We start from the raw sequence: 10,779 nt of genomic DNA on the forward strand, positions 1-10,779 counted from the left end.
GTTTTATTCTTTAGGCACTGTTGATTTCACACTGTTTTCAGCACCTAATCAACGTTATTCCCTTCATAAACTTCATCTTGTTCAAAATCTCTATTTTTATTTGGTTTATTAAAGTAAAATAAAAAAACAATTAAATTAGGTTAATTGTTTTTCAAATGCAAAATCTTTATTTTTTTAAATAACCTATGATATTCGAAAAGACAAACTCTCCAAATGCAAGTGGTATATAAATAAACCATAACTTTAATATTGCCTTTGTTTCTTTGTGATCAGAATCCCCCATTAAAACCAGCCCAATCCTTTTTCTTCTAAAATTTTCATTTTAATTCCAATAACAAGGGAATTATACCATTTATTAATGTTATAGTCTATGTTTTCTAAAAATTAGATAAATAAATTTTTTGTATTCCCTCAATATTCAGATAAACGTAATAATTTTTTTACGTTTCATCTTCAAAGTCTATAATGAGTCCTGTTAGAACTGCTTCATTACCAATCGATTGGATCCCGTGACCAATAAAATCCATCTTAAATTCTTCCCACTCTAACTGCTCTTTTGTGATTCATCGTCACATTATGATGAATCACTCATACATTATCTAGAAGTAAAAACCCTAATTCACTTTTCTCTTAAAGAGCACTATTCAAATGTGCTCTTTTTAAGTCTGTTCGAATAAAATTAAAAATCCTACTGATAAACAAAAAATCTCGTTTATCAATAGGATTCATTAGCTATATATAGCAATTATAGCGAACTCCATCGCCTATTACTAAAGTCGAACTGATTTAAGTAATATAAATTCCCCTTTTTCTTTAGAAAATGGAACAACCTCTACAATCGCCTCAACATTAATTACTCCGTAAACATGCGGATATTCTTGACCGTTTGAAGCAAGTTCATATTTTACTTCTGCTTTTAATAGGGCTGGATCAATTGTAAGTAATAAAACATCTTCTTCATGCTTGAAATATTTTTCTGCAACTCTTAAAGCTTGATCTACTAATGAACAATGAATAAATCCCTCTTCTATAAGGGAATCTTCATTAATTTTTCCAATTATTTTTGCGATTTCCCAATTACTTTTCGTAATTACTTTTGTAATCATAGTAACTCTCCCTTTTTAATTTATGTAATGATATAATAACACTAAATTTTCAACACGTTCTTAATAGATTGGGGACTTATAATGGATAAACCTCTCACTACATTACAAACTATTATTATACATATGAATACAAATGAGCATTGGCATGATTTTATTTGTTACTGTCAGCATCGCGAAGCGGGACTTCGAAAATTAGCTTATAAACATTTAGAGACATTTATTTCCAATGCAAAAACATGGGAATCAAAAGATCAAGAAGAGTTTGCCATTTCGCTGTTTACTATTTTAGATGCATTAAACGAAAAAGATGAGGGCTTAACTTTCTCACTAAATAGTTTTCTAATTGACATTCTATATAGATGGACAGAAAACAACCCGATTGATTCAAGACCTTTTAGATGGATAGGAATTTATATGGACTCTAGCAATAAAGAAGACGATTTAGAAAAATCCCTTCGAAAAGCGATTGAATTAGGTGGTGATACCGAACAAAAAGCCATGATATACCTAGTTTCTAATTACATCCATACTTTAGAATTTGGTACACATGAATTCCCTTCAGGTTATTGCGGAGATTTAAGCGAATGTATAGAAAAACTTCCCTATATGCTTCAATTAACTAATAGAATTCAGAATAAGAACATAAAGGAGCAAAACATTGGTCAAATACAAGAACAACTACACCTTATTCTAGATTGGTTAAAACATACACAAACTCCAATAGATGCTGTTCGTACATGGGAAAAAGAACAAACTAAGGAATTAGAAAAAAGCATCGTATATCATTTAAACAACAGCTCAAGTCATTAATTCGTCTACCATTTTAATATAAAAAAGAGGATCTTCATACTGTACTAGAAAATCCTCTTTTTATATTTATCCCACATTAGCTTGCAGTAAAACTCCCCACTGATTATAGTTTTACTTTATTTTAATCCTTTAATTAAAGGTGACGCTTCCCCACTATGGAAAATCCATAAGTCATGAAGTGATCTCGTACATCCAACATATAGTAACTTTGCATCATGTTTTGTATTTTTGTAATGTTCCTCATCCACATCAATTAAAAGCACCGCATCAAATTCTAAACCTTTCGCTAAATAGACAGGTACTACTGATATACCACCTTCATATTTACTTTGGTTTGCTTCAATTACGTTTACCGTTAATCCTGCATTTGTTAATTTCACATATATATCACGGCATTCATCTTCTGTTCTTCCGATTACCGCAATTGTTTTCACATCTTCATTTTGCAAATGTTTTACCGTCTTCACAATTTCAGTAAATTGATTTTCTGTATGAATTACTTTCACATCTTCTCCACTGCGGAAGACTGGTGTTGCGAGTCCTACTGGGATTTCTGCATTTTTAATTATTTCATTTGCAAATTCAATAATTTCTTTTGTAGAACGATAACTTCTTGTTAATTCATAATAACCGGTTTCTTGGAATACTTCCTTAAAAGCATTCCAATCTTCAATTCCTTGATAATCATAAATCGCTTGCGATAAATCACCTAATATAGTGAAAGAATTACCTAATGTAATTTCTTTTAATACATAAACTTGGAAAGGCGAAAAATCTTGCGCTTCATCAATAACAACGTGATGAAACTTCTGCCCTATTTCAATCCCTGTTATACGATGATGTATGTATATTAAAGCTGGTAAATCTTCTACATACATTTCTTTTTTACGACAACTCTTTTCTGTTTCTTGAACAAGTTCTTCAGGTAATACCTCAAGTATTTCTTTACTTTTTACTATTGAACTATACAGTGATAGAGCACTCATTTTCGGCCAAAACTTCATATATGCGTTCAGTCTCTTAGTCGCTTCTTTTTTAAGGAATTTTTTCTCGTTTGTTTCCCCGAATTTTTTAAGTTCAATTTCAATCCAGCGCTTCATTCGTCCTACTAATCGTTCTCTTCTTTTCTTTAAAGGATAATGTTTATATTCAACTTGCATCCATTTTTTAACGTCTTCCACTGGAATAACAGCTTTATCCCATGCCTCAAAATCTTTTGTTGGCACTAAATCATTTTCAAATTGAGTCATTCTTTCTTCTATAAACGCCTTAAATTCTAGCGTACCTTTTAATTTACCGATCATAATCTTTCTTTCATCGCGATTAATTGAAAAGGCTTCTTTCAATTTTTCTTCTGTCTGCTTTAGTTTCACTGAACCCTCTAACGTACGTAATGCCCAATCTGGAAACGTTGTTTGACTAATATTCCCTACACCTAATTCAGGAAGTACACTCGAAATATAGTCTAAAAACAGACTATTCGGCGCAAATACGATCATTCTCTCAGCTTCTAGCTGCTCACGATATTCATAAATCAAAAAAGCAAGGCGATGTAAAGCGATTGTTGTCTTTCCGCTCCCTGCAACCCCTTGAATAAGTAATGGTAAATTTCTTTCCGCTCGAATAATATCATTTTGTTCCGATTGAATCGTTGAAACAATATCCTTTAGCTTATTATCTTTATTCTCACCTAATCGATATAGAAGAAAATCATCGGCATGCGATACATCTTCATTTCCTTTTACATATGTATCAACAACACGTTCAAGTTCTCTTTTTCGAATAGAAATGTTTCGTTTTAAATACACATCACCTTCTACTAACCCATCTGGTGATTGATAAAATGCTAATTCTTCTCCACCGGTAAATGAATAAAACATACTTGCGACAGGTGCTCTCCAATCAATAATGATTGGTTTCATCGTGTCCATATCCGAAACCCCTACTTTTCCAATATAAATCGGCATAACTGCTTCTTTACCATCTTCCTGAAAATCTAACCTTCCAAAGTACGGCTCTTGCACACCAATACGTAAATTTTGTCTATTAGACTCTCTCATACTTTCAAGAATTTGCTCTTTAAAATCTTCTCCATAATAAACTGGGATTTTTTCAAGCTTATCCAATTGCTCATCCATCGTATGTAAAGTATCCTTCATTTTTTGTAACTCATCTTCAAATATGTTGCTCATTTCGACGATTCCCTCCTGTCCGTTCTAATTTTTCAGTCGAAGTATTATTGTATTAAAAATCCAATCATAAAGTCAATAGTTTCCATTTAAATTTTCCGAAAAAACTTACTTTTCATCTTTCTAATTTAAAAAGAATATGCAACATCTAAATCACACAAATACACATATAGTATAGTGATGCATGCAAAAGATACTACTTTCTATTTGTCTCCTATTTAATTTATCTATTAAAAAACATTGTAAAAATTAAAGACTTTAATCAATGGGCGTTTTACTGCCCATAAATAGTAGGATAAACAAAAGTAAAGGAGGCTCTTCAAATGAATGTCGCGAAAAAGAAATCACTAAAGTTATATTTACTTATTTTTGTATTAACTGTTTTGGCCAGTGGATGGATTGGGGTATTTCTAGATTCTCTTCTAACAAATCAACCTGAAGGAAATACTTTAGGTATGGGGTTATGGCTAATATTACCTTTCCTCGTAAGCATTTTACTTAGAGTTATTAGCCGAGATTGGAATGATTTTGGCATCAAGCCAAATTTGAAAGGAAACTTTATATGGTATTTCACTGCACTACTTATTTATCCATTCGTTACAGTAATAACGATAAGCATATCGCTCATTTTTGGAGTAGCTCATATTGCTAGTTTTGATATATCCACGTTATTGTCACTCATAGTCATGTCTACTATTGGTAACTTTATTAAAAATATTTTTGAAGAGTTTTCTTGGCGTGGTTATTTAACTCCAAAGTTGATTGAACTAAATCTAAACGATTGGTACATTTATATTATTTCTGGTTTAATTTGGGCACTTTGGCATGCTGCATATTATCTAGTCTTTTTGCCAAATGAATATTTTGAATCTATCTCAAGATTAAATATGCTTTTATCTGGCTGTATCCTTATGGTTTGTTGGTCAATTATGTATGTTGAAATATATAGACTTACAAAATCCGTCTGGCCATGCGTTATCATGCATGCGATCGAGGATGCTGTTCCTACTGTTTTAGTTACCATAACAGGGATTATTACCCTTACAAACAGTAGTGATTTTTGGTTAAATCCTATTAGCGGGGTCGCTGCTACTGTTTTATTTCTCGGAATTGGAATCGTACTAAGAACTATAAGAATAAAAAGAGAACGACAATTATTCACACAATAAAAAGCAGATAATGAATTCGTCATTATCTGCTTTCCAATTTTTAAAACTACCTTATTATATTTTTTGATACATAAGCCAGTCACCAGAGTCTATCACTTTCTTTAACATCTTTTTATTCTGAGCGATATACACATATGCCTCAATTTCCCTATAAGCAACATATACTGTTTGCGTAATTCGATCATATAAATCAGTCTCCGCATTACCTGTATATTCTTCTAGTTCATCTAACTTACACAATATCTCATCATTTACTACATAAACTTCTCCATACACCTTTTCTTCAATCGAATAAGTCATGGCCGGATATCCTTCGTTCGTATCAAATAATTTTCCATATGTCCAAGCTCTGTCTGCAATGCATGTTGCACCTAGCATATAATGAGCATTCGTTTGTCCTCTTCTTAACGTGCCATAAACGAAAACATGATACATAAATTCTTATCCCCTTTATATGTCTCTACTTTCTTATTTGTAAATAAGCACGAATCATAAAGTAACTCACTTCATTCGGAAGCTGTTCTTTAATAGATTTCAGACCACCCTCTGCATTTTGAACGGCAGTTTCAATAAGAGATTCATACTCTGCTGGAACAAAACTTTGCCACTCTACTTCCATTCCATCCTCGTAGCAGCGAATTAAATGGCTTTCAATTGTTTGTCTTGATAAGTTACGTTCTTTTGCAATCTCATTCAAATCAATACCTTGTTTATACATTTCATATGTTTCTAAATGAGAATTTGCGGACGCTTTTCCTGACTTTTTACGCTCTGAAACTACTTCTGTCTTAATCGTTTCAGCATAATTTGGATTTTCCTCAATAAAACGCTGAACTGCTTGTAAGAAGTGCGAGCCATATTTCACAAGTTTGTGTTCTCCGATACCTTTTACCGTCAACAATTCAGAATCATTTTGCGGCATTTTCACACACATATCTTTTAATGTTTGGTCAGAGAAAATAACGAACGGAGGTACACCTTCTCCTTGTGCAATTTCTTTACGTACTTCACGAAGCACTTCAAATAAAGGATGGTCTTGAACAATTTGTCTTGTCTCTACTCGTTCTTTTCGTAAAACATTCTCTTTACCAAGTAATACTTCTTTCCCTTTTTCAGTTACTTTTAACGTCGGATAAGTGCCATGTTCAACTGCAATTAACTCGTCTGAAATTAAAAACTCAATAAACTCACTGACTTCTTTTACACTACGGTTCGATAAAAGCCCATACGTTGGTAAAGTATGAAAATTAAATTCAATAACTTTCTTATTCTTCGACCCAGTTAATACTTGCGCTATCATTTGCTTTCCAAAGCGTTGGTTCGTTCTAATCATGCATGATAAAACCATTTGTGATTCTCTTGTCACATCGATGCTCTCGCGATTGTCTGTACAATTACCACAGCGTCCACAATCTTCTTTCGGTTCTTCTCCAAAGTATTGCAAAATGAATGATTGTAAACATTGTTCTGTATGACAGTAATCGGTCATATTTTGCAATTTTTCAAGTTCATTTGAAAAACGTGATTCTCCAGTTGATTGATCAATTAAAAAACGCTGTACTTGTACATCTTGAGAAGAATATAACAATATACATGTACTATCTAATCCATCACGACCAGCACGTCCTGCTTCTTGATAGTAACTTTCCATATTTTTTGGAAGCTGATAATGAATTACGTAACGAATATTCGATTTATCAATACCCATCCCGAATGCAGATGTTGCTACCATTACACTTACTTCATCTCGTAAAAAGAGTTCTTGTTGCTCATTTCGATCACTATCACTCATACCAGCATGATATTTTGATACAGAAACTCCTGCCTTCATTAAATCTTCATATAACTGATCGACTACTTTTCTAGTAGCTGCATATATAATCCCAGATTCCTTTTGATTTTGACGAATATAATCCGCCAAATATGCATTTCGATCTTGTCCTTTAATGACAGAAAACGATAAGTTCTCTCGCTCAAACGTTGTCATAATTGTATTTTCTTGATTAATTTCAAGTGTGTTACAAATATCTTCACGTACTTGCGGTGTTGCTGTTGCTGTTAATGCTAATACGAGCGGTTTTTCTGGAAGATAATCTAAAATGCGATGTATATGTAAATAACTTGGACGGAAATCATGTCCCCACTGTGAAATACAGTGTGCTTCATCAATCGCAATCATAGGGATTTTCATATCGATAAGTTGGTCAACAAACTCCATCGAATCAAGACGCTCAGGCGCCACATAAAGTAACTTGTAATGTCCTTGTTTCGCTAATTGAATTCGCTGATTTGCTTCAGCAATAGAAATAGAACTATTAATATATGTAGCTGAAATGCCATTCTGTACCAATGTATCTACTTGATCCTTCATAAGTGATATTAAAGGGGATATAACCAACGTCGTTCCTTCAAATACTAATGCCGGAATTTGATAACAAATCGACTTACCGCCACCTGTTGGCATAATACAAACTGTATCTTTCCCATCTAGTACATTTTTAATTGTTTCATCTTGTCCTCTTCGAAACGACGAATAACCAAAGTAGGACGCTAAAAGTTCTTGTGCTTTAGTAAACAAAAAAGAGTCACCTGCTTTTCTTTATCTTTCATCTACTTCTATTATATCAATCACTTATACGACTTGAAAGGGATGAATAAATGCTTATTGTTTTTTCATTATTCTATATTTAATATGAATTAGCATCCGTGTTTTATATGTTTTACAACATTTATAACGTAAATCCAGTACACATGAAGAAAGAGTTTCAATTTAAATATTCATTTTATTTCCCTTTCTTGAATACTACTAATCGTATACATATAAATTCAGGAGGTTTCTATATGAAACATCGTAATATGAGTTCCATCACAACAAAAAAGAAAACAACACAACTCCAATTCTCTAATAATGATGCGTGGAAATATGAATCATACTATAAGTACCAGCCATTATTCTCTTATAAAAAGCTTTTACATTTTCTTTCTCAACTTTTTAGACGTTAATATATGCGCAAAAAATGTATCATTCACAGAAGTTTTCTCAATATTAAACGTATAGACTTACTACAATTCAGTTGTTACCATATATAATAATCTGTTGGATAAACCCCTTAAGTTGACCTGCTTATATTAGCAGGTCTTTTTCATGATTACATACTTCTGTGTACCTCGATCTCACTTCCAAGTCTTTTCTCCATTTTATAACCATATTTAGATCCCAACAATTAATGATAATCATTAATTGTTGGGATCTAAATTGTTCACATATAATTATGCAATTCTTCTTTCTCAATACACAAAACACATTTTACTTGTTACTATAAAAGTACTCCAGATGAGTTTTTGCTCATCGACATTATCTAGTTAATGGGGCCTGCCGCGGGAAGCAGGTCCCTTTGACTTTATGACGGTACCAATTTCATTTGGACACATTTACCAGGTTTTTTCAAAAGAATTTTATGATAACATTACGTAGTCGAGTCCGACATCTCGGCAATACCCTTTTGAGGGTCTGCAACTTCCCTTGCAGACCCTCTTTTACTTTATATTCATTTTATTCATATATACCACAACATCATTCGTTGAATTTCTCCATTTCAAATTCCCTAAAAATAATCTAGGACACGTAACTAAAAATAAATCTTCATCATACTTTGAGTTATACATGTTCAAAGGAGTGTTACTATTTATGTATTCTTATTGGCAATCGTATTACTCCCCCTACCATAACCCTTATGTAAACTATGATTTATCCGTACGGAACTACCGAATTAGTAAAAATGAGAATTTTTTAAAAGGGTATATGCGTTCTTTATGGGAACAACACGTCGCTTGGACGAGATTGGCTATTATAAGTATAGTATTTAATTTACCAGATGTTAATGTTACTGTTGGACGACTTCTACAAAACGCAACACATATGGGACTATCACTTGAACCATTTTACGGTGAGGATGCAGTGAAAAAATATAGTGCATTAATTAAAGATCACTTAGTAATTGCAGCGGATCTTGTTAAAGCCGCAAAAGCTGGTAATCAAAATGCAGCGGCCGCTATAGAGAAAAAATGGTACGCTAATGGTGACGCAATTATTGAATTTCTTAACAGTATCAACCCATATATAGATAAAGAAGAATTTAGAAAAATGTTTTATGAACATTTAGCACTAACGAAAGCAGAAGCACTTGCCTTCCTAAATAAAGATTATGAAGCAGGAGTAAAACTTTACGATAAAATTGAAAAAGAAGCATTAGAAATGGCTGACATGATAACAAACGCAATCGTAAAACAATTCCCGCAAGTCTTTCAATAAAGTGAAACTTTAATCAGAGTAGGTTACTACTCATTAATACTGGATAAAAATAAGTCGATTTCCCAACATAAATCGACTTATTTTTATCCATGATATTTCACCTCTCCTCTTTACATTTAGCTTATATCGATATATTTTATTAATATCCGTTTTTTATAGGAGGAAATAGTTTGATTAACGCCATTGGTCTCGTTTTTATACTCACAAATAAACACGAGAAAAAAAAGAAAGTTTACCTAAATGAAAAATTTGCACTAATAGATATTATTGATTCTAAAGAAGTATTTGATGATGAAGGTAATTCTTTAGTAGAACTAACATGTAAATACAGCATATATTTAGACGAAAAATATTACTGTAAATCTCTCGATGATTATACCGGACAAGTATTTCCTTTCTTAAGTGCAAAAATAGGAAAAGGTCTTCTAAGAAACTTAAACTACTACTTTTCTTACGTTGATGCCTATGATAAGAAACCACCGGTTAAAGAAATAAGACCACTTATGAAACATGTAACTAACAGATAGCGAAAAATACAAAAAAGAAAGCATCTAACTCTAGATGTTTTCTTTTTTATTGAAAACTCATTCACCCTCATCCTCTTCTAAAAATACGTATCCAAGCATATTTTAAATTAAAAACATTGGAGGATTAGACTGAATGAAATACTCAGAAACAATTATAAGCAAACGACTTCGAATACTTAAACTGACGGGTATGTTTTTCATGCTAGTATTAATAGCATGGATTGGATATGCAAAATTACTTTATGAAAACGGATTCCTTCAAGAAAAAAAGAATTCAGTAGAAGTAATGAATACTAGTATTACAGGAGAAATAGAGCAACTTTTTCATATAAACTTGCAAGGTTATCGAAAAACAAGCCTTGATGCTGTTATAGAAGCAAGCAAAACCGATCCAAGCGAACTATCCCTAATTGAACTGGTCAACAAATCCTGCTCGCGAGATTGCATAGGCGAACCAGTAACATATGTAAACTCAAACAATGGATATATCTTTTATAAGGAATCTAATGGAACTAATGTAGCTATAACGGTTAAAAAGAAAGACACATGGGTAATTGTAAAGAAATCTGTTCAAGATGGATTATAATTCTGAACTGCACCCCAATTGTTAGACACAGTCTAACAATTGGAGGTGCAGTTTTTCTATGGCTAAATTTACAGCTGATG

The 10,779-nt window shown here is 32.5% G+C and carries 10 protein-coding genes and 1 riboswitch; of the genes, 6 read left to right on the top strand and 4 right to left on the bottom strand.

What is annotated here, in order from left to right; all coding sequences use genetic code 11:
* Nucleotides 1–712: 712 nt before the first annotated feature.
* A riboswitch (Fluoride riboswitch) is annotated at nt 713–774 on the bottom strand.
* The gene (locus AC1Q51_RS05605; RefSeq protein WP_000629080.1) at nt 771–1,106 is read right to left on the bottom strand and encodes a DUF952 domain-containing protein; all 336 of its coding nucleotides are present in this window, start codon (nt 1,104–1,106) and stop codon (nt 771–773) included. (Overlaps the previous riboswitch by 4 nt.)
* An 81-nt stretch (nt 1,107–1,187) precedes the next feature.
* Here AC1Q51_RS05605 and AC1Q51_RS05610 point away from each other — a divergent pair, with 81 nt between their 5' ends.
* A complete protein-coding gene (locus tag AC1Q51_RS05610) occupies nt 1,188–1,916 on the top strand; it encodes a hypothetical protein (protein ID WP_492331428.1) in 729 nt (242 codons plus the stop codon).
* Between the two features lie 116 nt (nt 1,917–2,032).
* Here AC1Q51_RS05610 and AC1Q51_RS05615 read toward each other — a convergent pair whose 3' ends face one another.
* Nucleotides 2,033–4,108, bottom strand: a complete 2,076-nt coding sequence (locus tag AC1Q51_RS05615; protein WP_492331429.1) for a HelD family protein — start codon at nt 4,106–4,108, stop codon at nt 2,033–2,035.
* Between the two features lie 320 nt (nt 4,109–4,428).
* Between AC1Q51_RS05615 and AC1Q51_RS05620 the strand changes: the two genes are divergently transcribed.
* Nucleotides 4,429–5,274 (top strand): CPBP family glutamic-type intramembrane protease, encoded by an 846-nt coding sequence (locus AC1Q51_RS05620; RefSeq protein ID WP_098566593.1) that lies wholly within the window; start codon nt 4,429–4,431, stop codon nt 5,272–5,274.
* Between the two features lie 54 nt (nt 5,275–5,328).
* Here the strand turns inward: AC1Q51_RS05620 and AC1Q51_RS05625 are convergent, their stop codons facing one another.
* Together AC1Q51_RS05625 and recQ are read right to left on the bottom strand one after the other, a co-directional pair.
* Nucleotides 5,329–5,709 carry a gamma-glutamylcyclotransferase family protein gene (locus tag AC1Q51_RS05625; RefSeq protein ID WP_090977839.1) on the bottom strand — a complete coding sequence of 127 codons (381 nt, stop codon included), beginning with the start codon at nt 5,707–5,709 and terminating at the stop codon, nt 5,329–5,331.
* 25 nt (nt 5,710–5,734) lie between these two features.
* Complete coding sequence (gene recQ, locus AC1Q51_RS05630; RefSeq protein WP_098250629.1) at nt 5,735–7,852, bottom strand: DNA helicase RecQ; 2,118 nt, start codon at nt 7,850–7,852, stop codon at nt 5,735–5,737.
* Nucleotides 7,853–8,115: 263 nt separating this feature from the next.
* On the opposite strand from recQ, the gene AC1Q51_RS05635 reads away from it, so the two are divergent.
* The 4 genes from AC1Q51_RS05635 to AC1Q51_RS05650 all read left to right on the top strand — a co-directional run bounded on the left by AC1Q51_RS05635 (nt 8,116) and on the right by AC1Q51_RS05650 (nt 10,699).
* Nucleotides 8,116–8,277 carry a hypothetical protein gene (locus tag AC1Q51_RS05635; protein ID WP_000682745.1) on the top strand — a complete coding sequence of 54 codons (162 nt, stop codon included), beginning with the start codon at nt 8,116–8,118 and terminating at the stop codon, nt 8,275–8,277.
* Between the two features lie 685 nt (nt 8,278–8,962).
* Nucleotides 8,963–9,586: a hypothetical protein gene (locus AC1Q51_RS05640; RefSeq protein WP_000287727.1), complete on the top strand. Its 624-nt coding sequence runs from the start codon at nt 8,963–8,965 to the stop codon at nt 9,584–9,586.
* Between the two features lie 170 nt (nt 9,587–9,756).
* Nucleotides 9,757–10,113 carry a hypothetical protein gene (locus tag AC1Q51_RS05645; RefSeq protein ID WP_023522187.1) on the top strand — a complete coding sequence of 119 codons (357 nt, stop codon included), beginning with the start codon at nt 9,757–9,759 and terminating at the stop codon, nt 10,111–10,113.
* A 133-nt stretch (nt 10,114–10,246) separates the two neighbouring features.
* Entirely contained in the window at nt 10,247–10,699 is a 453-nt protein-coding gene (locus AC1Q51_RS05650) for a hypothetical protein (protein ID WP_090977835.1), read from the top strand.
* The last annotated feature ends 80 nt before the right edge of the window (nt 10,700–10,779 follow it).

The sequence above is a fragment of the Bacillus sp. MT94 genome, assembly GCF_058792475.1.